The following is a 24,188-nucleotide window of genomic DNA, read 5'->3' on the forward strand; positions in this document are numbered from 1 at the left end:
ACTCTTTGGTACCGAAATTTGATGACGGGCTCATGACGACGAACAGCACTCTCGACCGCAGCGCCGGAATTGCGGTGTGGCGCCAGATCATGGAAACGCTGAAGGCGGAAATCGTGAGCGGAGCCTTTGAAAAAGGCAGCCGCCTGCCTCCGGAATCCGAGCTTGCAAGCCGGTTCGGCGTCAACCGCCACACGGTCCGCCGGGCGATCGCCGCGCTGACGTCGGATGGTATTCTGCGGGCCGACCAGGGCCGTGGCACCTTTGTTGCCTCAGCCCCGCTCAGCTATCCCATCGGGCCACGCACGCGCTTTTCGGAAATCGTTTCCGGCCAGCTTCGGGCCCCATCCGGCCGGTTGATCGGCTCGGCTGTCGAGGAAGCCGACGCCCTTCTGGCGCATCAGCTTGGCGTGCCGCTCGGAACGCTGCTCATTCGCGTGGAAACCCTGCGCGTTGCCGACGGTGTACCGATGATCGCGGCCACAAGCTGGTTCGAACAGTCCCGCGTGCCCAATTTCGTCGCCGATTATGCCGACACCGGATCAATCACGGCGGCTTTGCAACGCGCCGGAATTTCCGATTACCGCCGCAAGGAAACGCGCATCACGGCCGAGCTGGTGGAAAACCGCGATGCCCAGCAACTTGGTCTGGCGCTGGGCCAGCCGGTGATGGTGATGGAAAGCGTCAACCTGGATATGACCGGCAAGCCCCTGCAATACACCCGTGCCCGCGTGGCGGCCGACCGCATGCAGCTGGTGGTCAGCGGCGAGGTTTAGACGCTCGCTTTGATGCAAGGTTGGTTCGTCTTTTTCGCCCGGTGAGCCATGCCCGCAGGATCAGCCAATCCGCCGCCAGGCTCCGGGTGACATGCCCGCCATCTTCTTGAATGCGCGGGAAAACGCCGCTTCCGACCGGTAGCCTACGCTCCAGGCGATTTCCGCAATTGATGATCTGCTGTCCCGCAATTGACGCGCCGCGAGCTGCAGGCGCCAGAACGTCACGTATTGCATCGGTCCCTGACCCATTTTTCCGGCAAACCGTTCGGTCAGCACCGTACGGGAGGTGTTGATCTGCCGGGCAAGGCGTTCCAGCGTCCAGTCCGATGCCGGGTCGGCGTGTATGGCGGTAATCACAGCACCGGCGACCGGGTCGGTGAGGGCGCCGAGCCAGCCTTCGCTCGCCGGGGCCTGCGACAGCACATGGCGGCGAAGCGTTTCGATGAAGATCAGTTCGCACAGATGCAGGCGTACACTGCGGCTGCCGGGCTGGTCTGACTGTATTTCTGTCCGGGCTATGTCGATCAGCCTTTGCAGACTGTCATCAGTCCTTTCGGATGGCGAGACAAGAAGCCGGCGTTCGAGCCTTGCAAGCAGAGGGTTGAAGGGTCTGGCGTCGCAGGCGAGGAACCCGCACAGGAACAAGGCCCGCGGGTCTCTGCCACCGCCTTCCGGAACGATGCTCGGCAAGCGTCCGGCGGCAAGGTTTTCGAAAAAGTTGACGACCTCGTCCGCACTGAACTCGGGAGGCGTTCCAGCTGCGCTTTCCATCCGGTACCCATCACCCTGCGGGAAGACGAGAACGTCACCCCGGTTGAACCGGATGGGCGCCTCGCCTGGTATGGAGGCCAGGCCTGAGCCTTCCAGGACGACATGATAGGACAGCACGTGCTGCCCGGGATCTGCAAGGATCGAGCGGTAGGCATTCGTGTGGGGAATATCGACACACCAGGGGTCGCTGGCATCCACCAGGAACATCAGCGCACCGGTCAGGCGCACGAGGTTCAGAACGTCGGCGAGTGGATCCTGTGCCGGTCCAGACCCGGCAGGGGTTGCCGTTCCCCGCGCGGATGCGGGGGCAGAACTTGCGGACGGTGGAGCATGGAGCCGGGACATGTCCGAGTTTAGCATTTCCAGCCGCAGGTAAGAAATCAACGGAAGGACACTTCGCCATGGCTGCATTCGTGTTTTTCGACGTCAGGGAAATCCACGATCCGGAACGCCTGGGTGCCTATCGCGCCAAGGTCTTTGAAACCGTGGAACACTTTGGCGGGCGCTACCGTGTTCTCGGCGACATGGATAGCGTTCTGGAAGGTGACTGGACGCCCAATATCCCGGTGCTGATCGAGTTTCCCGACAGTCAGACTGCCCGAGCTTGGTATGAGTCCGATCTTTATGCCCCGCTGAAGAAAGACAGGATTGCGTCAGCCCGGTGTGACGGCGTTCTGTTGGGCGGGTTCGAGCATGGTCCGGGCACTTGAGGAAACAAGCGCCCGTGACGGGTGCGTGGCCGATGCTCGATCAGGATTCCGGCAAATTGGCCGGGTCGAAGTCGCACATCTCGGCGGCCTTGGCGAGGCTCTCGCTGAAGCCGGCCGGCGAGAAGCGGCCGTAGAGCCATGTTTCGCCCAGGCTTTCGCGCTCGACGGAAATGTCGATCGTCGTCTGCGCATCTGCCACAGCGGCGGCCATGTCCTTCACGAAGCCGGACGTCATCGAGATCTGGTAAGGGTCCTGCATGCCGACGGGAAACATTTCTCCTCCCAGCCAGGAATCTTCCCCGTCGATGGTGATTTCAACCAGGTCGGTCTCGGCCCAGGGGTCTTCTTCGTTTTCGGTGTAGGGCGCATATTCGTATGTGAAATCCGCATTGTAGCCTTTGACGTCGAAGCTGAACTGCAATGAGCCGGAGGTGTCGCGCGCCGGGGCGTTGTTATAGACAAGGCAGGTACTGCCGATCCTGGCGGTTTCCCAATCGCCGCTGCTGAACGGCGCGGCAGCCGCACCTGTTGCCGGCAGCAAGGCCAGCACCGAGACAAAAGCTCTGAAATTCATTCCAAAATACCTCGAATGCATATTGATATGCGGACACCGGCCCCTCGCGCGGCGGTAAGCTCTGTGCACGCTCGGACCTTTGCCGTTTCCGGCAACGCGGCGCATGCGCATTGCCGACTAGACGCGAATTTGCTTAAGGACAAGTTCAGTAAACTGCATGTCCGGCTTCTGAGCATGCGGGAGGCAGTGATCGGCTCGCTGTCTCTTGCAGGCAGGAGGAAAAGGCTCCTCCGGTTTTGCCTGCCTGCCGTTTCAAGGCGATGTGTCGGAACGCCTGTTGACCCGCAAATCCAGGCGGCCCAAGCTTGCGGTTGCCGACATTTCTCCCGGCCGAGGTATCTTTGTGACAGCCCCACACCGCCTTGCGTGCGACACGATCGTATTTGCGTCCACCCAGAGAACGGGCAGCACGGCGCTGGCAACGACGCTGAGTGCGTCGAAGGTGACCCGGCAAAGCTACGAGTGGTTCGGGCAGGGGCATTTCGACAAGAAGATCCGCCACTTCCTGCCGGAGTTTCACGATCTGCCCGCAACGGCAGAAGAGCTGAAGCGCTATGTGCGGGCGATCCGGCATTTTGACGCCGGTTCGGGTCTGCCGGTCTCGCTGATGCTGCACAATTATCAGTTCGACCTGCTGCGGGAACTCGGCGTGAGGAGGCTGGAGGAGCTCTTCGGCGACTGCCTCTACGTCTACAATCACCGGGGCGACATCTATTATCAGGCCGTATCGCTTCACGTTGCCATCCAGACCCAGCAATGGGTTTCCGCGCAGGAGCGCATCGCCGAGCCCAGCTACGATTTTGAAAGCATCGACAGGCTTGTGAACTGGATTTCGCAGGACTGCGAAAGCTGGCTGGCCTATTTCAGACAGAACGGCATCGTGCCGTTCCATGCCGCCTATGAGCGCTTCGCCCAGGATCCCCATGCGGCAACACAGCTCCTGCTGGACTGGCTGGGCATGCCCGGCCACGCTATTGAAACGACTTCACTGCAACGCCAGGCGAGCGGCCTGAACACGGATTTCTATCATCTATATCTTGCCGAATGCGGCACCCGCAGAGCTTCGCGGAAACCTTGAGCGAAATTACGTGGGCGTTGTTCCGGCGGTCGATTTGCCCCTCGCACCACCCCATAGGCGGGTTGGCTGGCAATGCTTCAGTCAACAGCCACTTGCTTGAAGTGTGATGCCCCCTCAGGCGCTTGCGCTGCGTTTCGGGCGGATGCTCCAGGAGATCCCAAGCACACTCAGGAGCAGGAAGACCGGGAGGATCGCCAGCGGGCTTGCCGCCGCGACGAGGGCCGTGCCGGCCGCGCAGGCAATGGATGCGGCGGCCTCCGCAAGCGTGGAGGCCTTGGAAGCGACCTGACGGCGCCGGAAGGTTGTGCGCTTGGCCTGCGCCCGGAACCAGAGTTGAACAAGCACTGCGCTTGCTGCCGCGGTCATGGCGCCGGCGGCGGTGATGACAGCGCCCCAGAGCGATATGAGCGCCAGACCCAAGGAGATCGGCAGCACGATTGCTGCGATAATCGTCAGCACCGACAGCACTTTCGCCCACAGGCGTGTGAACGCAGAGATGGGGGCTGTCGCAATCAGGTCGGGTGCGTCCTCACCGGAGATGGTCAGCCAGGCGAGGCCGCCGGCAAGCTGCCCAACTGCCATGACGACAACCGGCGCGACGATCACGGAAATCTCGGTTTTCTCGCCAAAGCTGACCCAGAGCATGACCGCCGGCGGGATGAGATAGAGAACCTGCATCAGCGTCTGGGAAATCAGCCAGGGATCGCGTGCGATGAGCTTGAGTTCCTTCAGGACGAGCGCGCCGAGCGGCGAATAACTGCGAAAGGTCCGCTCGGAAACGCGGCCGCGCGGGGTCTTTTCCGTAACGCCAAGTGCGAGCACGACAATGCTGCGGAACTGGACCGCGCCGCGCCAGGCCCCGACCGCAAAAAACGCGACGGAAACCGCCAGGAACAGGAACACGGCATTGGTCTGTCCGGCCACCGTGTGGGCGAGGAACCACCACGGCGAGCCCTCACCCGGCGCATGGCTTGCCAGAAAGGCAGGATCGAACAGCGTGAACCGCGACATCGAGCCGAAGGACAGGATCGCCACCACCTGCATCCCGATGAGGAAGGCCGCGCCAACGACCGCTGCCAGAATTTGTGCGTAAAACCGCGTGCGCTGCGCGCCAACCGTTCGGAACAGCGCGAGTGTGATCAAAACGCCTGCCCCGGTCGCGTTCAGCGATACCGCCAGAAGAACCACATATCCCGCCAGCCAGTGCTCCCCGCCAAGCACCACCGCAACGTTGAGAAACGGTGAGATGACCAGCGCCGACATGGCCCAGCTCGTCAAGGCCATCATGACGATGCGCACGAGAAACAGGTCACGTGAGGGGGCAGGGGAAGACAGGATCAGGTCCAGGTCATCCCTTGCGTAGAACGCACGGGTTACCGACTCCATCGCCTGTGACAGCATCATGGTGAAGCTGAGCAGCACCGTGACCGAAAGCGCTGCCTGTGCTGTCTGGTCAAGAACAAACCCGGTGGCAAAGCGGGGGGAAAGCACCGCGTAGGCAATCAGGTGCATGACCGCGTAGAAGATGCTCATGCCGATCAGGGCGCGCCGCAGGCTCGTGCTGCGCCAGCCTGAAAACATCCAGGCCCAGTCGCGCCATGCCAGCCGCAATTCATGGCGGGAGAAGCGCAACAGGGCGGAAGGGGCCGCCAACGCTCTCATGCCACCTTCTCATCAAGGAGTTCGGCCGTGTTCGCATGTGCGCCGGCATCGCCGCCCACGATTTCCAGGAAAATGTCCTCCAGGGAATGGCCGCCGGCGCTTGCCCGTTGGCGCAGCTCTTCCAGAGTTCCTTCGGCAACAAGCTGTCCGCGGGCGATAATGCCGATCCGGTCGGCCATGCGCTCCGCCACCTCCAGGATATGGGTCGTCATGATGATCGACACGCCCTGCGCGACAAGCCCGGTCAGCACCTTCTTCACCTGGCGGGCAGAGCCTGCATCAAGGCCGGTGAGCGGTTCGTCGAGGATGATCAGGCGCGGTTCGTGGATCAGGGCACCGGCAAGCGCCACCTTCTGGCGCATGCCTTTCGAGAACCCGCCGCAGCGCTCATTGGCATGGGGGGCAAGCCCGAAGGCGTCCAGAAGGCTGTCGGCCTTGAACCTTGCAAGGTCCGGCTGCATGCTCCAGAGGCCTGCCACGAACTCGAGATATTCAAGCGGCGTCAGCTTGTCGTAGACCATGGGTTCGTCCGGAACCCAGGCCAGAACCTGCTTGGCGGCAATCGGATCCGCAAACGCATCGATGCCGCAGACCCTGACCGCCCCCGCATCGGCCTGAAGCAGGCCGGCGACCATGCGCAGCGTGGTGGTTTTGCCCGCACCGTTGGGGCCCAGCAAGGCGTAGAATTCGCCTTCCCGCACCTTCAACGAGAGATCGTTGACCGCGGGTTCGCTGAAACGCTTGTGAAGATTGAGAATTTCGAGAGCGGCGTTACTGGAAGACGGCATCACTTTCTCGTCTCTGGAAGGTTTTCTCCAGTTTACCGATGGGACCTTTCGTTAATGTAAAATCCGGCCAATTGTCCTGGGCTGAAGTATCAGGGGCGAAAAAGAGAGTTGGAAGACGGGTTCGCCTAGTTCGGGATGGAGCCCGTGATGAGCCTTTCAACTTCGGCCCGTTGGTCTGCCGTGTAAATAGCGCCCGGCGTCATCTTGAAGCCGGGGCTGAGGCTCAGGCGCGTGACAAACGACTCGACCGCGACGTCGGCCACCTCCCGGGCGGGTTCCGCTCCGCTTGGCAGACCGTCCGCGACGGGGGCTTTGGAGGAAAGGGTGGTTGCGGCCAGGGCATGCAGAACCTCGGGCGCATCAATCAGGGGCAAGGCTTTCAGCATGAAGACGAGACTGTCCGGCTCGGCCTCGGGGATTTGCCTCAGGAGGCTGGTTCGCGCTTCATCGTCCCCCAAGGCCGAAAGCGCCAGCCGGGCTGCCAGGGCTGCGGAGACCGTGGGCTCCTGTGGTTGTGCCTTGACCAGCCGCGTGCCGGAAAGGTGAGCTTCAAGCGCGTCTTCCGCTCCGGGTGCCAGTGCCCCCAGCAGCAACACGCCGCCTTCCGCGTCCGGCGCTTCCAGCGCGGCTGTTACTTCGGTCTGAAGCTGCTCGGCGACGGGGCCTGACGGTGGGCCATTGGCCAGCACGACTTTCAGCGCTGCGGCGCTGGCGCGCGCGCGCAGGTCCGGGTCGGCATCACCGATGTAGGGCAAGACGGGCGCCAGGGCGTCGGCACCACCAACTGCTGACAGCAGATCCACCAGGGCCGATTTTTCACCGGTGGTCTTCGCCGCGGCCAGGCGCGCGGCCAGGGGAGCGACGGCAGCCGGGCCTGCCTCCACCACAGCCTCCGGCGAGCCTCCGGCCAGCGCGGTGTCGATCTCTGCCTCAAGGTTCATGTCGTCTGCCATAGTGCTTCCTGCAAGCCAGGTGAACAGAAACGCCCCTGCGATGCATCCGGCCAGGTTGCGGTGTCGAACCATCATGTGCCCGACGGATTGATGATGTTGGCCTGGGCGCGCGAAATCAGCTGCCCCGTCCGCACCGCGCCACTGGCGATCAGGTGTGTTGCGGTTCCGCTGTGCGGGCCGATGCCGCGCAGGTGAATGGTCTCGTGTGCCAGGGTTTCGGCATGGGTCGAGCCGGTGATCGTATCTTGCATCAGGCAGTTCTTCTCGGCGGCCAGAGTTCCGGCCCGGGTGTTGTTGACCGCAGGCGTCGCATCCTGCTCATACTGCCACACGAAGAAGACATTGAAATCCGCGGCAGCATCGGCAAAGGCCGTGACATCGTCCCATTCATGTTCGGCGGCCGCAACGCCCGCCAGGTGGCTGGAAAACCGTACCGTGGCGCCCAGGTTCTGTGGAACCGTTATCGTGCGTGCGCTCTTTCTGTACATCCGCACGTTGGCCTGGGTGTCCAGCAGCCGGTTGACGCCCCGTATCAGGGCGTTGAGGTCGCCCATGTTGCGGTTGGTCTTGTGGCCGGCGTTGTCCTTCACATAGTGAAACGCCGTGTTGATCTTGACCTCGGTCTTGACCGAGATTTCCAGAATGTCGCTGTTGGGAACAGGCCCCGCAAACCCGGCGTTCGGCACAAAGCGGACAAACCCCTTGCCGGCCTTGAGGCCCTTGAGCGTCAGATGATGTTCGGCGCCGACACGGCGATAGGTGACCCTGGCAATGTCGTTGGGGGTCAGTTCGGGAATAAGGGCACCTGCCCCCCGCACCACAATCGTGCGCTCCCACCCCCTCGGTACCATTTGCCACTTGGGCGAGGCCGTGGCGTCAAAGCCGAACATGGCGATACGAGGTGCGAAGGTAATTGGCATACGTCAGGTTCCAGATCGACTGTCGCGCCATGAATGCCTTCCGCAGGCACATCTTTCTTTTGCTTTGAAACGCACAAGAAATGGCGCGTCACAGGGCTTTGTATGACAAGTAACTGCTCTGGATAGTGAGCCGATGTGTGTGGTAATGCAAGAATTAACGTAAGGGAAGATGAGGAAATTTTATTGTTTGGTTCCAGTGAAACGGTAAGCCGAGGGGCCTTTGCCGACTGGCAGATTTTGGGGGAGGGAGCGGACGGTCGGCTCTTGGAAAATCGATTACCTAAGCCGACATCCGTTAGGTCAATTTCTGCGGTAGCTATCGGCCCAAAGCGGTCATTCACGTGCCCGCCAGCCAATGGTCGCTATGCGTCCCCATTTCGGTCGTTCAGCAGTTTGAACTCGGCTCCCGAAAGCCGACACTCGTTCATGGCGTCGTGAAGTGAAAATAGTCGCGTGCTGCTATTTCAGTTTTATGCAGCGCTGGGATGCGAAACACGGTTTAGTTTCAAACAGTGTCCATGATGACAAAGTCCGTGCCGGACCGACGATCAGGATGCAAAGACACGTCTGTGATGATCAGAACCATTCCCGGATGAAGACGTTTCTTCATCTCGAGCAGGAAGGCGTCGTCGGCACTGACGCGGTTAATAATGTTCTCTTCCTTGTTGTGCGGATAGGCTGGATCCTCGTGATGGCTGACGCCTTGCCACATCATGCCACGTGTCCCTTCGTGGGCCTGGTTTAGCACAAGCACATGCTCACCCAGGGTTTCTGGGCCATCGATGATCAGTTGCCCTTTCGCGAGTTCGTCGCCGTTTTCAAGCAGCAGGATCTGACGGTCTTGGGAAGAGGCAATTAACGTAGTGATCGGCTGCCCTCCTGCGTCCGGCCAATCAGAGGGGTGAGATTTTCCATTTAGGCTCGCCACGACTTCTTCAAATTCGTTTTCAGCATACCCGCTCAAGACCATGCCGGGATGTGTCAGCTCCCAGGGATCGGAATGAGAACCAGCAATAATCACCGGGGTACCGATGTGCGTGATCCCAAAAAGCCGGCGTGAAAACTCCAAGGGTAACCGTACACAGCCATGCGATGCCGGATAGCCGGGCAAGTTTCCGGCGTGAAGAGCAATACCGCTCCAGGTCAGCCGGTTCATGTTCGGCATGGGAGCATTGTTGTAGGTCGAGGACCTGTGATCCGCGTCCTTCTGAAGAATGCTGAACACACCGGTCGGTGTGCCGTGGCCGGGCTTTCCGGTCGAGCAAGTCGATACTGCTATCCTGATCCCGTTCCGATAGACATGTACGAGTTGCTGGGGCAAGGACACCACAATGGCAACAGGGCCTTCCGGCTCGCGCTCCGGTGTCCAGGTGAATTGTCCCGGGAGGAGTTCGGAAACCTCCTTGTAAACCAGCTGAGCGTTGCTTGAGAACGAAAACGCTGCAAGCCCCACACCTGTGCCGCACAGCAACAGTGTACGTCTCGAAATCTTCATGCGTCCCTCCCGTACTTCACGCCGCCCCGCGTCACTTATTGATATCAGGCTTCCGGTCTCCCGGGGCTGTTTCCTTATGAATATTCCGCAACAGCCAGAGACCGTAGAAGAAACCCGGCAGGACCATACCCAAGGGGAGCAGCACTTGGGCAAGCATGCCCGGAGGTGTTGCGACAGCTGCTTCGGCAAAGTCGGGAGACGGATGGACTTTCGCTCCAACAACAACCAAGAACGTCGCCCAGTCCCATAATGCGTGGAAGATGATGGCGGCCCAGAGCGAACCGGTCCGCAGCAGGATCGCGATCAGCAGCAGCCCGGAAGCGCCGGCGGTGATGGCCTGGAGAAACGCCGCACCAAAATCACCAGTACCAAATCCGTTGAGGATGTGGACGGAGCCGAAAGCGACAGTGGTCACAAGGATCGCCGACCAGATGCCAAGACGGCCGCGCAGGGCCCGGAACAAGATGCCGCGAAACATCGTTTCTTCTGAAAAGCCGACCAGAAGCGTGTTGATGCCAAGAAGGACCATGACGCTCGAGGATGGCAATCCTGACAATACGGCCAAGGCCAAAAGCAACAGAAGCAGGAAACCGGGAAACAAAAGCAGTTTAAGGGTGCCTGGATCCGGCGCACGGAAGCGGAGATCTGTCCAGTGTTGCCAAAGAACAACGGCGACCAACAAGAGACAGGCGAACAGGATCGGCCAGCTGATACCGGTCGTCACGAGGTCGTCGAGAGCGGTTTCAGGCGGATAGAACACCTTCGTGCCGAAAACGTTTATGATCGTCCAGGCAACCAGTGTCGCCAAAGAGACTGCTAAGCGGCTGCTTGACCCGGCCATGTGCTAGTCCAATTGCTTAAGCAAGGTTTTGACCGAGGCTTCCAGCTGAGGGTCTCGTCCCTTTGCGATCAGGTTCGGATCGTTGTGAACGAGAACGTCGGGAACGATCTCCGTGTTTTCGAACCATGTGCCGTCAAGCAACTGGAACCCCATTTCGGGAACCCTGTAGCGCATGCCGGTTTGCAGTTGGGGTACATCGCTCACCGCGGTTCCGGTTCCCGGTGTGCGGTCGCCGACAATCCGGCCGATACTCTTCTTCTGGTAGAGCTTGGGGAAGACGGAGGCATCGGAATAGCTTCCTGCATTTTGTAGAAGAATGCTTGGCTTGGTCCAGCGGCCCACTGGCAGACGCGTCACGATGTGGCCGTCCCGGGCGCGATTAAAGGCATCTGTGGAGCCCGTAAGCATGATGACCAGCTCATCATGCAGGTTGCCGCCGCCATTGTTGCGGATATCCACGACCACGGCCTCTGCATCTTGATGCAGGCCAAACAGGTCTCCGTAGGCGGTACGGTATGGATCGGTCTTCATCGCCGAAAGGTGAATATAACCCAGGCGTCCCTCGGAGAGCTCTGTGACGATGGCCCTGCGCTTTTCCACCCACCGTTGGTAGGCGAGAGTGATTTCCTGCGCGGTGCTGATAGGCGTAATGATTGTGTCAACCGGATCGCCACCGCCGGAAGGAATGACGCTCAGGCGAACTTCCTGTCCCGCCATGCGGTTGAGCAGTCGGTCAATCCCGATATCCGGCCCGATCTGTGTGTCGTTGACGGCAAGGATGACCGCACCGGGCAGCAAGGGGCTATCCTTGCGGTCCGCGGGACCGCCGGCAATGACGTCCGTGATCTTCATCCCCTTACCCGTGTGATCTGGGTCGTAATAGAGGCCAAGAACGCCTGTGGCATCGGCGAGAGGATCCGCTTCATGGTAGCTCGGGTTCTGGTGAGACGCATTCAGCTCTCCGTCCATCTCTCCGAGGAGCTCTGCCAAATCTTCCCAGTAGAAGATGTGAGGCGCGAAGCGCAGGTAATGATCGCGAACGCCGGCCCAATCGACCCCTTGCATGTCTTCGCGATAGAAGGTTTCGGCCGTTGCACGCCAGTTGGATCGGATAATGTAATCGACCTCGTCACGAACGCTGCGATTGATCTCGGCCTGATAGGCGATGGCCTGTGCCTGACCCGTGGCAACTTCATAGCGTGTGATTTTTCCGGGCGAGAGGACAAAGAGTGCCTTGCCCTCCGGATCACTCTCGGCGCCCAGCAACGAGGCTCCGGGAAGATTAAAGATTTGTCGCTCCGCTCCGCTTGTCAGGTCTATAGCGCTGGCTTGAACCATGCCGGTGTTTGTGACCGACACAGAGAGGAAGGACGTGTTCCCGGCGAGAAGCCGATACAGGATATAACTTCCGGAGCGCGGTGTCAGGCGGGTGACCCGCCTGCGGAAACCCTCTGGTTCAACGACGAGCTCGGCGTTTTCCGCTTCTGTTTGCTCTGCGGTTTCTTGGGTCAATGCTCGCGCCCGCTCGGCAGCGGTCGTCTGTGCCTTTTCCCAGGCATCGCGGTTCAGATACGCCGCGATAACGTCTACTTGCTCGGGCTTGCCTTCAGTCGAGCGAAGGCCATAGCGGTCAGATTGCCAGAGAACTGCCGTGCCGTCCTGACTGAAAGTTGGTTTTAGGTCGACGAAGCCATTCCGGCTGACATTGTGGCGAACAGAACCATCAGTCGAGACCAGTGCGATCTCGGAGGAGCTGAAGTAACCTGTCCGGATGAGCAGCCATTCACCGTCCGGGCTCCATTCGTAATTGAGATCGCCATCGGTATAGGAGTAGGTCTGGTCTCCAGGGAGGGCCTGAACGGATGTGCCGGCTTCAAGGTCATGAACTCTTAGCTCAGCGCGGTTTCGAAGATAGGCCAAGTGTGTTCCGTCAGGTGCGTATCGCGGTCTGAAGAGATCAGCATCCTCATCAATAAGGAGTTTTTCCTCCAGAGCGACCGGGGCGGAAAAGTCATCGCCACTGCCGTCAGGAATGACGGTCTCGTAGATATCCCAATCGCCGCTGCGTTCGCTTGCGTATGCCAGGCGCCGTCCGTCCGAGGAGAAGGCCAGATCCCGCTCTTGCGCGGTCGTGTCGGTGAGGCGCCGCGTCACCTTGCTATTCCATCCGGTCACGAAGACCTCGCCGCGGGCAATAAAGGCGATATGCTTGCCCCCTGGCGCGACCGCAACCTCGGAGACTTCGGCAGTGACCTGTCGGGTCGCGTTTGTGTTGATCAGGCTGCCCTGACCAAGCGTTACACCCAGCCGGACTGGCTCCGAGGCGTCAGGATCGAGGCGCCATAATCCACCATCCCAAGCATAGGCGAGCGTGCCGTCATTGGCGGAGGACAGAAAGCGGACAGGCCAACGAGCATGATGGGTCACCTGAACAGGGGCACCCGATGCCAGCTCCTGCTTCCAGACGTTGAAATTTCCACCCCTTTCGCTGAGCCAGTAAGCGGTTTTACCGTCGTTGTTCCAGCTTGGGTTTCGGTCCTCGCCTCTGTAATCGGTCAGTTGTTCATGAAGACCGCTGTCCGGATCATAGCGCCAGATGTCCCGTGTGGCGTCGGAGACGTGGTGCTTGCGCCACTGGTTCTCGACGATTGCAGGACTGTCCTCATAGAGCATCTGGCCGTGTGGACCATAGTCGATGTTGAAGGCAGTCGTCGGCAGCAGTGGTCTGGTTCGGCCGCCTGTCGCGGAGACGCGGTAGGGCCTCTCGTAGAGTCCCGCCAGACCATAGACCGCATTCGTGGCGTCAGCCTTCGGATCGCCCAGACGGGCGGACGTGAAGACCACATCCGTGCCGTCTGGTGTGAAGCTCATCGGAAGGTCGTTTGCCGAATGATAGGTCAGACGGGTAATCGCTCCGCCCGATGCGGGCATCACGAACACATCATTCTGACCATGCCGGTCCGCCGCGAAGGCGATCGATTGACCATCCGGGGACCACACCGGATGGGTTGCGTGCCACGGCCCACCGGTCAACGATCGGGCTGCGCCGCCGTCGCTGCTTACGGTCCAGATCTGACCCGCATAGGAAAACGCAATCTGCTGTCCATCCGGTGAAATCGCAGGATAGCGCAGCCATTCGACCTCTGGAGGCGCCGCATCGGCAGCGAAGGACGGAGCAAGGAAAAGCAAAAACGCAACAGTGAGCGGAACGGGCGATCCAGCGGGCATATTCAGTTTCTCCTGCTGCGGATTTCTTGTCTGGTGTCTGGCGACTAGCCAGCGACGTCGTTTCAGGCCCTGCACCGCCGATGCGACGGCGGTGCAAGCAGACTTGACAGTGTCTCGCAGCCCAGTGCGTACAGTTTCAGCACAAACAGGCTTTAGAACAGGACGTACCCACCTTGGCCGTCATTGAGCGTGAAGGACATGGTCAGACCGTTGCCAGACCGGTTTCTCGCCAGAACGGCGGTGCCGGCGGCACCGTTCGTGCAATGAACCGCCGCCGCTTCGCTCTTCACGGTTCCGGGAACATGCTTGATCAGGGCAGTACACAAGAGCGAGCCCTGCGTCGACTGGAAGGTAAGAGCGTAAGCTCCTTCCCTGTGCCCCGTGATCGTACCGCGCAGGGCGTCGCCGCCATAAAAGGTTCCGGTTCCGGACAGGTTCACGTTCTGCGAGGTCCGGTCCGGTCCGTGAGTCGCCGCCGGGGAGTTTTCCCGCATGTAGCTTTCAACAGCGCTGTGGGCGCGGTTGAGCTGCCCGCGTGCGCAGGAGGCCCCGGCGGTGATCCGCCGCCCGACAGGATTGAAAAGCACCGTGCATCCGCTTCGGAAGCGCACCTCAATCTCCCCGCTCCCGCGGACATGCAGTTCCGGAATGTCGTCCTGCGGCTGGGGGGCAGCGACCGGCGTTCCTGCCTCCCGGAGAAAGCGGCCGGATACCCAACCCGAGGTTCTTCCGTCGGGCGTTTCCACGTGACACCAGCGGCTGTTGCCGCTGCCCTGGCAACCGAGATTTCTAAACTTGAAACCGTTCGGAGCGGTGGCAACGATCGGGTTCCGGGCACCCGGGCCACTTCGCACATTCAGATGGTCGTTGGCCGCAACGCCCGTGACCTGCCAATAGTCAGGCCCCATTTGGGCGAGGGCATGAGGTGCATTTATGATTGCCAGAACTGGCAATAGGCAGACCAGGGCTAACGTCATTTTCAAACGTTTGGAAAAAAAAGAAAAAGGCTCTCCGGCGGTTTGCTTACTCAATATCAGGCCCTCCGTAACGAACAAATGCAATGTGGTGCGGTATCAGGAATATTAGATCATATGTATATTCACTTATAAATGTCACGGGGATGAATTTGTCTACTCTTGCGTGTTTCAGGATCGCATAGGCTGCGCGTTTTCCGGCCATGAGGATGTTACGAAGCCCGATCTATTCACCCAGCAGGCTAGTGGTTTGATGTCCACCGAGGAGTATTCCAGTTGAGGCAGGTATTTTGCGTTTCTGCTTTGTTTTTCGTCGTGTTTCCGTTGAGTGCCCTGGCTCAAGGAACAGCCACATATGACTGCACAAAGGCAGAGAACTCTGCGGAAAAACTCATTTGCAACGATCTGGAACTCGGCCTGCTTAATCAACGCCTAGCGAAGAGGTTCAGCGCGGCACTTGCAGTCGCCCGGTCGCAGGATGAGGAAGGCACAGAAGCTGAAAACTTTCTGCGCGCCACGCAAAGAGGCTGGATTTCGGGTCGCGATGAATGTTGGAAAGAGCCGGATCTCGAAGCCTGCGTGCACCAGTCCTATTTGCGCCGGGAAGCGGAGCTGGTTGCAAGATATCTGCTTCAAGAGCCTGTCAGTGTGCAAACCTATTTCTGCGAAGGATCTCGTGCAGATGAGTTCGTCGCCTATCTGTTCGACACGGAACTGACCGCAATCCGCCTTGAACGAGGGGATACGGTTGCCTCCGGTGCGTTACTGTCACACGACAAGCCCCAGGAATTCTATTTGGCGAATGCGGGGAACGTCTCTTTCACGGGGGACCAGGCTATCTTTTCGGACCCTTATGGCGCCGAAAAATCCTGTCAGCTAGCAAAGTGAAGAGCCAAGCCCGTGGAGATGACGATCTTTCGTATCTTGTCACTGATCTGTTGCCTTGCCTGCCTCGGGCTGGCTGGTTTGATTTCTGGAAGCCTGTATCTTGCCCCCGCGTCCAACACGATGACCATAGCCGTCTCGCTGACGGTCAGCTTGATCTTCGCGCTCGGGGCGGCGTGGTTGTTTGGGATCTACCGACATGTGGAACGGGCCGGGGCACTTCTTGACCTCTCAGTCGATTCGACAAGTGATCCCTTCCGACCATGGTTGACTTCGTTGCGCGCCTACCTGAGTTGGGCCTTCCTGGGTTTGAGCCTTTTTCTGGCGGCGCTTCTGGTAGGCGTCCTTGGCAGGATTGCAGGCGGGGATGCCGTTTTCGGTTAGGGCCGGATCCGGGTTCCGGAACCTGTTCAAGTCCAACAGCGGACGCAGGAATAGCAACAGACCGCCGCTCACTGAGAATTTTATCTTTTTGAAGAATTTGGCCTTGAGTCGGTGGGATCTTTTCTCACTGTGGCCCAGAACCGTCCATCAGCCTCTTGAGGCTTGAAGGCCAGAATGTCCGCTTCGTTCGGGCGGTAAGCCGAAACCCGCCAGTCCGCTCCCGGCCTCGGTCCGGTCGTTCCGACCGCAGCGAACGTCCGCTCCCCGCCCTCTATGAACCTTCTTGCGTAGCGCAACGAACGCCGGCTTGGCAAATCAGGTCGAAATCCTGCGAACGTCTGAAGTGGCAACCCCAAGCAGCCCTTCCCGCGTCCTATCGCCCCAGAAACCGGAACGGTTCTGCTTCCTGGAAGTGCGCGTTGGCCATGCCGGAGTAGATGTTGGTCTGGTTGGGGCCGAGGTCTAGTTTCATGACCTTGCCGGTTTCCGGTGAAAAGTCGGCCTGGTTGAAATCGATCCAGAAGATGTTCGGGGTCACCACGGATTCGAAGAAGTAGAGCTTGCGCTTCTGGTCGGCGACGGTGCGCCAGCGGGTGGAGGAGATATTCGGCTGGTCGGGCGTGGTGATGCCGAGCGGCACGGAGACATTGCGGATGACGCCGAAGACGCTGGCAATTGTCTCGACCGGGCTTTCGGTTCTCGGGATGGCGTCGACATAGAACGATGCGCGGGCAAAGCGGTCCGCCGCACGGTTGGTGCCCGGCAGCATGACGGTGCCGCCGATTTCCTTCCAGTACTGGTTCAGGGCCAACTGCTCTTCGAAGGTCGGCGAGTTGGTCATCACCTGGTAGGCGCGGCTGTGGTGGATCACCTGCTTGCCGTCGATATATTCCACGATGGCGCTGTCGCCGCTTGCATCCGACAGGGACAGGTGCAGGGTGGCGAGGCGTTCTTCGCCTGGAACATTGTCGCTGAAGAGCGTGAAGGGTTCGGCCTCCAGCGCGCGGACGGCCTCTTCAACGGTCGCGAAATTGTCGAGCACATATTGCGCCCAGGCGGCGATCGTCAGGCCGGGTTTGGAGCTGTCGTATTCTGGATACTCGGATTCCACCAGCCACAGCACATTGGCGACAAGCCCGGCTTCGTTCATGCCGTCGGTCGTTGAAATGTCGTAGCCGGAGGCAATGACGCTGCCGTATTTCGAGGTCCATTCCAGGGAGTTTTCACCGGCCTCGCCGTTGCGCTTCATGCCGCGCGGAAACAGCCAGAGGTTCGTGCCGACATCGGTTTTCCAGTCCATCGAGCGGGCGGTGATCACCTGCTCGCTGGCACCGAGATAGACCACCCGGGTGCAGGCATCCGCAAGGCGTGGCGCCAGCAGGCCAGACGAGGCGATGGCCAATGCGCAGGCTGCCGTTACCGTGGTCTTGCCGATCTTCATGCGCCGTCTCCTTGCGGTTTGCCGATGGGGTGCCGAGTCGCCCCCGGCACAACTGGTGATATAGGGACGGCCAGGTGTGACGCTGTCAAGACAGGCCGGCGATTGTGTGCCGGTTCGTCGGCAAACGAAATTGGCCCGCAGTGTTGCCACTGCGGGCCCCGGACACGGAACTTGGGCGAGTTGGGTGAAACCCGTCCGGTCAAAGCGTCCGGAACAGGTTGACCGTGAAAAAGGCAAGCCCGGCGGTGACCGCGATCGCACCAACCGCGATGACGGGTTCCATCGCCGTATGGCCAAGCGCATAGGCGGCCAGCGCCGCCATCATCACCGGCAGACCAAGCGCATGAAGCCAGAAGTGCAGGCGGGCAAACCTGTTGTCCGCCATGGCCGGGATTGCCGTGTAGAGGAGGCCGGTCAGGGCCAGGGTTGCCCAGCCGAGAAGGTTGGTGTGCACATGAACCGGCGAGAGCGCGTGGTCATGGCTTGCCGCCATGACGATGCCGAGCACCAGTCCGATCAGCATCCAGAGAGCGGCAAGCCGGAACAGCCAGGCGGCCAGGGTTGGGATGCGGGTGGTCAAGTCTTTCGTCCTTTCGAGGAAGGCTGCGCCTTTGGGCACAAGCGGGGTGATGAAACCGGTGCGGACCGGGGGTAGAGCGTGAGGGAGGAAGAAAGCCCGGGCAGGGCTTTCCTGAGGTGTCGATGCTGGGGAGGTGCCGTCAGACCTGCCAGGCGAGGCGCAACCGCTCGCGGATATCGCCGAGCCTTTCTGCCGGCTCGTTGGCGAAGACGAAACGCAGGTAGCGTCCGGCGATGTCCTCGCTGCCCCAGCCGGCCATCGGTGTTGCCGCGATCCGCCCCTTTTCGAACAGCAATCGGGAGGCTTCCACCGGGGAGTAGCCAAGCTCGGCGGTGTCGATCAGCAGCGACCAGCCGCCATCCGGGCGCACGACGGGCAGGTCCGACAGTGCCTGCAGGATGATGTCCCGGCGGGCTTTCCAGGTTGCCGTTGCAGCGGCGATGCCGTCGTCTTTCGCGGTGATGGCGGCCGCAGCGCCCGGCATAGCGATGCCAACCTGGCAGACGACGTTGGTGAGGCTGACAAGGCCGATGTCCGCCATGATCGGGGCGGGGCCGACCGTCCAGCCGACCCGCCAGCCGATCATCCGGTATTCCTTGGAAACGCAGCCCACCGTTATCGTGCGCTCCGCCATGCCATCCAGGCTGGCCGGGTGGAGCACTGCGCTGCCGGTGTAAAGAATCCGCTCCATGGCGGCGTCGTGCAGCAGGAAGGCGCCGGTGTGCATCACGACTTCCGCAATGGCGTTCCATTCCTCGGCCGTGTGGACGATGCCAGTCGGCATGGACGGGCTCATGGTCAAAACGGCCCGGGTTCTGTCGCTGGCTGCGCGGCGCAGTTCTTCCAGATCAAGACGCCAGCCGCCGTCGACCACCCTTAGCGGAACCAGCTTCGGAACGCCGCCGGCCAGGCGGATGCGGTTGAGCAGGCCCGCATAGGCGGGATCGGTGATGATGACCTCGTCGCCCGGCTCCAGAATTGCCAGCAGGGCATTGAGGATGCCGGACAGGCCGCCCGCCGAAATGACGCATTGGGTATTCCAGTCGTAAGGCTGGCCGGTGGTGGCCGATATCCGGCTGGTTGCGGCCCTGCGGATGTCATTCGTGCCCAGGAACGGCAGATAGCTGTTGGCGTCATCCCGGCCGATGGCAGCCAGCGTTGCTTCCAGCGCCTCCTCTGGCGGGCGAAGGTCCGTATCCAGGTTCTCCAGCCGAAGCATGTCGGAATTTCCGACGTCATCGGCGGCCTGTCCCATCTTGTCCACGCCAATTCCCGGAATGTCCTTCAATCGCGAGACGGTCATCTGCAATATCCTTTTTTGTATCCAAATTTAAAAACTGGATACATATTTGCTGGATTGCAGTCAAGTCGCTGATTGTCTACGAAGGCGGAAGGACCCAGCCGGACGGACAGATGACAGAGCGGACAAGCGCAAAAAGAACCGGAGATCAGGCCATTCGGGTGGCTGATGCCCTGCGGGAAAAGATCGTCTCGGGCGAGCTGAAACCGGGCGAGGCGCTGCGTCAGGAACGGCTGGCGGTATTGTTCGAGACCAGCCGGATGCCTGTTCGCGATGCGCTGCGCCTGCTGGAGGCCGAAGGACTGGTGCAGATGCCGCCGAACAAGGGCGCCATCGTTGCCCCGCTTGATCCGGAGGAATTCAGGGAAGTTTATGAAATGCGGGCGGCGCTGGAGACACTGGCCTTGCGCCTTGCCATTCCGGAGCTGACCAACAGCCAGATCGACCGGGCCGCAGCCATTCAGGACAAGGCCGAGGCGTCGGACCTGGAAAACTTCGGAGCCTTGAACAAGGCGTTTCATTTCGCGCTGTATGAACCCTGCGCAAGGCCGCGGCTGCTGGCACAGATTGCCGCGCTCAATGAGGCCGGCGACCGGTACTTGAGGCTTGCGGCGGCGCAGCTCGACTACACCCGGCGCTCTCATCAGGAACACCGGGACCTGCTTGAAGCCTGCCGCCGCCGGGACGGCGCGGAAGCCTGCGAACTCCTGAGGCGTCATATCGAGGCTGCCGGAGAGGCACTGGTCGAGCGCCTGTCTGCAAGACTGCCCGCGCCGTGAAGGTGATCAGATGCGGCAGGTTGCGTCTGTCTCCCGCTGGCGAGGAAATGAATGTCTCGAAAAATCTACCGGATTGAAGCGGCAGCTGAGGCCGATGCGGAAAGGCTTGCCGACATTCGCGTCGAGGCAATGCGGCCGAGCCTCGAAGCCGTCGGGCGGTTTGACCCTCTCCGGGCCAGGGACCGATTCCTGGGCAGCTTTGTTGCCACAGACACAAGGATCATCCTGGTGGAAGAAGACATTGCCGGCTTTTTTGTCGTGCGCAGGCGCGTCGACCATTTCTATCTCGACCATCTCTATGTCAGCCCGGCCTATCAGGGGCTTGGGCTTGGCCGAGATAGCGTCGAGGGCCTGAAGGCTGAGGCAGAAGCGATGGGACTGCCGATCCGGCTGATGGCCCTCAACGGTAGTCCCGCCAATGATTTTTACCTCGCTTGCGGGTTCCGGTTCGTCTCGCAGGACGCATTGGACACCGTCTACGTCTGGATGCCCGGCACTTGATCCCCGCCGGCCTGGCATCCGGACGTTGATGACAATCGGTCGGAGCCGCCGAAACGCTATTTTTTCAGGTCCACGACAACCTCTTCAAGCTCTCCCTGAAAATCGAATGGCGCCTGATAGTCGGTCGTGACCGCCGTTCCGGTGTCTGTTCCCACATCCTGGTTTTCCGACAGCGAGTATTTGAACGGAGTGGTCTGTGCGATCTGACCCGTGCCGACAGGGCTACCGTCGACGGAAAGGGTCAAGGTGCCGCTCTTGCCCATTTCCTCGCCGCCCTCATAGGTGAAGTCCATCTTCAGCTCGCGCTCGCCGGCCGGAACCGTGCCATCGCTTTCAACGGAATAGACGGCAACATCGATATAGTTGTGGGCCGCCTTCAGTTTGCCGTCCTTGAGATAAAACGCCCAGCCTCCGGTGTTCCCGCCCTGGGTGAAGATCATGCCGTTGGCGTTGTCCTCGATGTTGACGCGGGCGGTTACAGAAAAGGATTTGTTCTTCAGGTCTGGCGCCGAGGATTCCGGCAGTCCTGCAAGAACGCCCGCGTAGGTGAAGCTCGTACGATCGCCGGCAAGGTTCGGCTTGCCGGTTTCCTCCGCGCTGAAACGTTCAGCCCCGCGCCAGTCCAGCGGCAGAGCCTTGTTGGCGGAAGCTTCCGCCCACCAGAGGGCTTTCAGCTCTTCAAGCTTGTCCGGGTTGTCCGCAGCAATGTCTCGTGCCTGGCTGAAATCTTCATCGAGATTGTAAAGCTCCCATTTGGCCTTGAAGGGATCGAACGCGCCGCGCACAGGATCCCAGGGTTCAAACGCCAGGGAAGCGGCCCACCAGCCATCCTTGTAGATGCCCCGGTTCACGAACATCTCGAAATACTGGCTGGTTCGGACTTCTTCGGCCCCGGCATCGTCCAGCGTGCTCAGGAAGCTCTTGCCCTGGATGGGTGTCTGGGCTGTTCCGTTGACGCTGCGCGGCTCGGGAATGCTGGCCGCTTCAAGGATGGTCGGGGCAATGTCGATGACATGCAGGAACTGCGTCCGCGTTTCGCCTTGTCTGGAGAAGCGGGCAGGCCATTTCACGATCATCGGGTTGCGTACACCGCCCAGGTGGCTTGCTACCTGTTTCGTCCACTGGAAGGGCGCATCCACCGCCCAGGCCCAGCCGGCCGGGAAGTGGTTGAAATGAAGTTCCGTTCCGATCTCGTCCATCCGGCTCAGCATGTCGTCGGTGGTCATCAGATAGGCGTTGAAGAAGGCATTCTCGTTCAAGGTGCCGTCAAAGCCGCCTTCCGCGGACGCCCCGTTATCGCCGACGATGTAGATGATCATCGTGTTTTCGGCATCCGGCAAGGTGGCCACATAGTCGAGCACCCGTCCGACTTCCTGGTCGACCTGCTGGCCGTAGGCGGCAAAGACCTCCATCATACGCGTATAGAGCTTCTTCTGGTCGTCGTTCAGGCTGTCCCAGGCGGGCAGGCTGCCCGGGCGGGAGGTCAGCTCCGTGTTTTCGGGAATGATCCCCATGTCCTTCTGGCGCTGGAAGGTCTGCTCGCGATAGGCGTCCCAGCCCATGTCGAACTTGCCCTTGAATGTGTCGATCAGCTCCTTGGGAGCCTGGTGCGGGGCATGGGTAGCCGCCGGTGCCAGATAGGCGAACCAGGGTTTGCCTGGTTGAATGGCTTCCAGAGTCTTCAGCCAGTTGATCGTCTGGTCGGCGAGATCGGTGCTGAGGTAATAGTCGTCCCCTTCCGGCGTTCCGATCGGCGTCTGGTTCTCGAAAAGATAAGGACGGACCTGATTGGTGTCGCCAGCCATGAACCCGTAGAAATAGTCGAAGCCAAGGCCGTTCGGCCAACGGTCGAACGGGCCTGCCGCGCTTGTCTCGTAGATCGGCGTGTTGTGGTTCTTGCCGATCCAGGCTGTCGCATAACCGTTCTGGCGCAGGATCTCGGCAACCGAGGCGGTGTCTTTCGGAATGATGCCGGTATAGCCGTCATAGCCTGTGGCAAGTTCGGTGATGACACCGGTGCCGGCAACGTTGTGGTTTCGCCCGGTCAAAAGTGCTGCCCGGGTGGGGGAACAAAGCGCTGTTGTATGAAAGCGGGTGAAGGTCAGGCCTTCCTCGGCAAGCTTGTCCATCGCCGGTGACGGCACTCCGCCGCCAGTGGCGGAGAACTGCCCGAAACCGACATCATCCAGCAGGATCAGGAGCACGTTGGGAGCTCCTTCGGGAGCTGATACGGCCGCAGGAAACTCGGCCGGTGCTGCGTTCAGATAGGTCGTGCCCACATCACCGCGAAACTTCTGCTCCGCATAGGGAAGGGTAACCTGTCCATCCTCTGCTCCAATGGGGCCGTCGGCTGCCAGGGCGTCGCCGATTGCAAGACAACCTGCTGCCATCGCCGGAAGCATCAAGAAAGTTGAAAAAATGCCGGGTTTCTTCATCAGACCACTCCATGGGTTCAAGGCCGGTCAATGCAGTGAAATGGCGGGGTACGGACCGCTGCGTATAGGTTTCGCGACAACGGGCGCCCGCAAGGCAATAAGGAACGAAACGGAATGCAATTCCACTCTAGGAAGTATATCTGAAAACTGCACGCTTTTCAGGTGGAATTGGTAAATGCGCGCGACCCGGGCCGAGAGGCCGGCCGAATGGACCGGATATTGCCCGGCCCGGTGTTGTGATGTCAGTTCGTCGCCGGACTGCGCAGCTTGTCCGCTACGAATTCTCCGAATGCCTGCGTTGCAGCCGAGGGATTTGGCGACGCATAGGCCAGGGTGACACCGATGCCGGGAAGTGGCGGCAGGCCGGCCTTCACGATGTGGAGATCATGCGGCACCGCGGAGCGGGTCACCACACTGATGGCCTGGCCGGACCGGGCAATCGCCAGCAGGCCCGCGAGGCCATTGCTGGCAAAGGCGATGCGATAGGGCTTGCCTGCCTGGTCCATGGCGCTGCGGGCGGCGCGATGGTCCAATGTGTCCGGCGCCGAAAGTGCAAGCGGCACAACTTCCTTTTGCAGGATCTCCGGATCGGGACGATTGGCCACCCAGACAAAGCTTTCCGGCCTCAGGATGCGGGCGGACGCGTCTTCGCCGGGAACGGAAATCAGCGCAAGATCGATCCGCCTGCGCTGTAGCTGAAGGTGCAATTCCGTTGTCGGAGCACAGACCACCTCGATCTCGACATCGCCATGCCGCGCGCCAAACCCTTTCAGAAGATCGGGAAAGAAGGCGGTCAGATAGTCTTCCGGGCAGCCGAAGCTGATGAGGCCATGCAGGCCTGCCCCCGGCAGGGTGGCAAGTGCTTCGTCGTGGACGGCAAGAATGCGTTCCGCCTGGACCAGAAATCTGTCCCCTGCTGCCGTCAGTTCCACACCCCCGCGTGTGCGGCGCAGGATCTGCTGGCCGACAATCGCCTCCAGCCGGTTCATCTGCATGCTGACGGCGGATTGTGTCCGCCCGACCTGCCGCGCTGCGGTGCTGATCGAGCCGCTGCGGGCGACTTCCATGAAACTGCGCAGCAAGGCGATTTCCAGAACAGGCATGAGATATCAATCC

At 60.6% G+C, this 24,188-nt stretch carries 22 protein-coding genes; 7 read left to right on the top strand and 15 right to left on the bottom strand.

What is annotated here, in order from left to right; translation table 11 throughout:
• The first annotated feature begins 32 nt into the window (after positions 1 to 32).
• Positions 33 to 773 carry a phosphonate metabolism transcriptional regulator PhnF gene (phnF, locus tag J7447_RS21725; RefSeq protein WP_023002654.1) on the top strand — a complete coding sequence of 247 codons (741 nt, stop codon included), beginning with the start codon at positions 33 to 35 and terminating at the stop codon, positions 771 to 773.
• 60 nt (positions 774 to 833) lie between these two features.
• On the opposite strand, the gene J7447_RS21730 is transcribed toward phnF, so the two are convergent.
• Positions 834 to 1,889: an AraC family transcriptional regulator gene (locus J7447_RS21730; RefSeq protein WP_209170929.1), complete on the bottom strand. Its 1,056-nt coding sequence runs from the start codon at positions 1,887 to 1,889 to the stop codon at positions 834 to 836.
• Between the two features lie 56 nt (positions 1,890 to 1,945).
• On the opposite strand from J7447_RS21730, the gene J7447_RS21735 reads away from it, so the two are divergent.
• Positions 1,946 to 2,254 carry a DUF1330 domain-containing protein gene (locus J7447_RS21735; protein WP_055660030.1) on the top strand — a complete coding sequence of 103 codons (309 nt, stop codon included), beginning with the start codon at positions 1,946 to 1,948 and terminating at the stop codon, positions 2,252 to 2,254.
• A gap of 40 nt (positions 2,255 to 2,294) precedes the next feature.
• Here J7447_RS21735 and J7447_RS21740 read toward each other — a convergent pair whose 3' ends face one another.
• Entirely contained in the window at positions 2,295 to 2,828 is a 534-nt protein-coding gene (locus J7447_RS21740; protein ID WP_209170930.1) for a hypothetical protein, read from the bottom strand.
• Between the two features lie 277 nt (positions 2,829 to 3,105).
• Between J7447_RS21740 and J7447_RS21745 the strand changes: the two genes are divergently transcribed.
• Positions 3,106 to 3,906, top strand: coding sequence for a Stf0 family sulfotransferase (locus J7447_RS21745; protein WP_209170934.1), 801 nt, complete (start codon positions 3,106 to 3,108; stop codon positions 3,904 to 3,906).
• A 114-nt stretch (positions 3,907 to 4,020) separates the two neighbouring features.
• Here the strand turns inward: J7447_RS21745 and J7447_RS21750 are convergent, their stop codons facing one another.
• The 8 genes from J7447_RS21750 to J7447_RS21785 form a co-directional block, all read right to left on the bottom strand.
• Positions 4,021 to 5,568: a permease gene (locus J7447_RS21750; protein ID WP_209170936.1), complete on the bottom strand. Its 1,548-nt coding sequence runs from the start codon at positions 5,566 to 5,568 to the stop codon at positions 4,021 to 4,023.
• Complete coding sequence (locus J7447_RS21755) at positions 5,565 to 6,356, bottom strand: ABC transporter ATP-binding protein (protein WP_023002660.1); 792 nt, start codon at positions 6,354 to 6,356, stop codon at positions 5,565 to 5,567. Before J7447_RS21755 ends, J7447_RS21750 begins: the two co-directional genes overlap by 4 nt.
• A 125-nt stretch (positions 6,357 to 6,481) precedes the next feature.
• Entirely contained in the window at positions 6,482 to 7,309 is an 828-nt protein-coding gene (locus J7447_RS21760; protein WP_152533283.1) for a hypothetical protein, read from the bottom strand.
• A 71-nt stretch (positions 7,310 to 7,380) separates the two neighbouring features.
• Entirely contained in the window at positions 7,381 to 8,229 is an 849-nt protein-coding gene (locus tag J7447_RS21765) for a hypothetical protein (RefSeq protein ID WP_139314088.1), read from the bottom strand.
• Between the two features lie 505 nt (positions 8,230 to 8,734).
• Entirely contained in the window at positions 8,735 to 9,724 is a 990-nt protein-coding gene (locus tag J7447_RS21770) for a L,D-transpeptidase (RefSeq protein ID WP_031270092.1), read from the bottom strand.
• Between the two features lie 31 nt (positions 9,725 to 9,755).
• The gene (locus J7447_RS21775) at positions 9,756 to 10,403 is read right to left on the bottom strand and encodes a CPBP family intramembrane glutamic endopeptidase (protein ID WP_209170939.1); all 648 of its coding nucleotides are present in this window, start codon (positions 10,401 to 10,403) and stop codon (positions 9,756 to 9,758) included.
• Positions 10,404 to 10,568: 165 nt separating this feature from the next.
• Positions 10,569 to 13,793 carry a S41 family peptidase gene (locus J7447_RS21780; RefSeq protein WP_209170940.1) on the bottom strand — a complete coding sequence of 1,075 codons (3,225 nt, stop codon included), beginning with the start codon at positions 13,791 to 13,793 and terminating at the stop codon, positions 10,569 to 10,571.
• Positions 13,794 to 13,945: 152 nt separating this feature from the next.
• Positions 13,946 to 14,770, bottom strand: a complete 825-nt coding sequence (locus J7447_RS21785; RefSeq protein WP_209170941.1) for an SH3 domain-containing protein — start codon at positions 14,768 to 14,770, stop codon at positions 13,946 to 13,948.
• A gap of 576 nt (positions 14,771 to 15,346) precedes the next feature.
• Here J7447_RS21785 and J7447_RS31375 point away from each other — a divergent pair.
• Positions 15,347 to 15,655: a hypothetical protein gene (locus tag J7447_RS31375; protein ID WP_286189423.1), complete on the top strand. Its 309-nt coding sequence runs from the start codon at positions 15,347 to 15,349 to the stop codon at positions 15,653 to 15,655.
• A 12-nt stretch (positions 15,656 to 15,667) separates the two neighbouring features.
• A complete protein-coding gene (locus J7447_RS21795; RefSeq protein ID WP_023002668.1) occupies positions 15,668 to 16,036 on the top strand; it encodes a hypothetical protein in 369 nt (122 codons plus the stop codon).
• A 373-nt stretch (positions 16,037 to 16,409) separates the two neighbouring features.
• On the opposite strand, the gene J7447_RS21800 is transcribed toward J7447_RS21795, so the two are convergent.
• The 3 genes from J7447_RS21800 to J7447_RS21810 form a co-directional block, all read right to left on the bottom strand.
• Positions 16,410 to 17,477 (bottom strand): linear amide C-N hydrolase, encoded by a 1,068-nt coding sequence (locus J7447_RS21800; RefSeq protein ID WP_209170945.1) that lies wholly within the window; start codon positions 17,475 to 17,477, stop codon positions 16,410 to 16,412.
• A gap of 199 nt (positions 17,478 to 17,676) precedes the next feature.
• Complete coding sequence (locus J7447_RS21805; protein ID WP_209170946.1) at positions 17,677 to 18,057, bottom strand: hypothetical protein; 381 nt, start codon at positions 18,055 to 18,057, stop codon at positions 17,677 to 17,679.
• 139 nt (positions 18,058 to 18,196) lie between these two features.
• The gene (locus J7447_RS21810) at positions 18,197 to 19,360 is read right to left on the bottom strand and encodes a pyridoxal phosphate-dependent aminotransferase (protein ID WP_286189424.1); all 1,164 of its coding nucleotides are present in this window, start codon (positions 19,358 to 19,360) and stop codon (positions 18,197 to 18,199) included.
• 110 nt (positions 19,361 to 19,470) lie between these two features.
• Between J7447_RS21810 and J7447_RS21815 the strand changes: the two genes are divergently transcribed.
• Complete coding sequence (locus J7447_RS21815; RefSeq protein WP_209170947.1) at positions 19,471 to 20,136, top strand: GntR family transcriptional regulator; 666 nt, start codon at positions 19,471 to 19,473, stop codon at positions 20,134 to 20,136.
• A gap of 51 nt (positions 20,137 to 20,187) precedes the next feature.
• Positions 20,188 to 20,637: a GNAT family N-acetyltransferase gene (locus J7447_RS21820; RefSeq protein WP_209170949.1), complete on the top strand. Its 450-nt coding sequence runs from the start codon at positions 20,188 to 20,190 to the stop codon at positions 20,635 to 20,637.
• 56 nt (positions 20,638 to 20,693) lie between these two features.
• Here the strand turns inward: J7447_RS21820 and J7447_RS21825 are convergent, their stop codons facing one another.
• Together J7447_RS21825 and J7447_RS21830 are read right to left on the bottom strand one after the other, a co-directional pair.
• A complete protein-coding gene (locus J7447_RS21825; protein ID WP_209170951.1) occupies positions 20,694 to 23,072 on the bottom strand; it encodes an arylsulfatase in 2,379 nt (792 codons plus the stop codon).
• Positions 23,073 to 23,314: 242 nt separating this feature from the next.
• Positions 23,315 to 24,175, bottom strand: coding sequence for a LysR family transcriptional regulator (locus J7447_RS21830; protein WP_209170953.1), 861 nt, complete (start codon positions 24,173 to 24,175; stop codon positions 23,315 to 23,317).
• Positions 24,176 to 24,188: the final 13 nt, after the last annotated feature.

It is taken from the genome of Labrenzia sp. R5_0 (genome assembly GCF_017743835.1).
In the GTDB taxonomy this organism is placed as follows: domain Bacteria; phylum Pseudomonadota; class Alphaproteobacteria; order Rhizobiales; family Stappiaceae; genus Roseibium; species Roseibium algicola.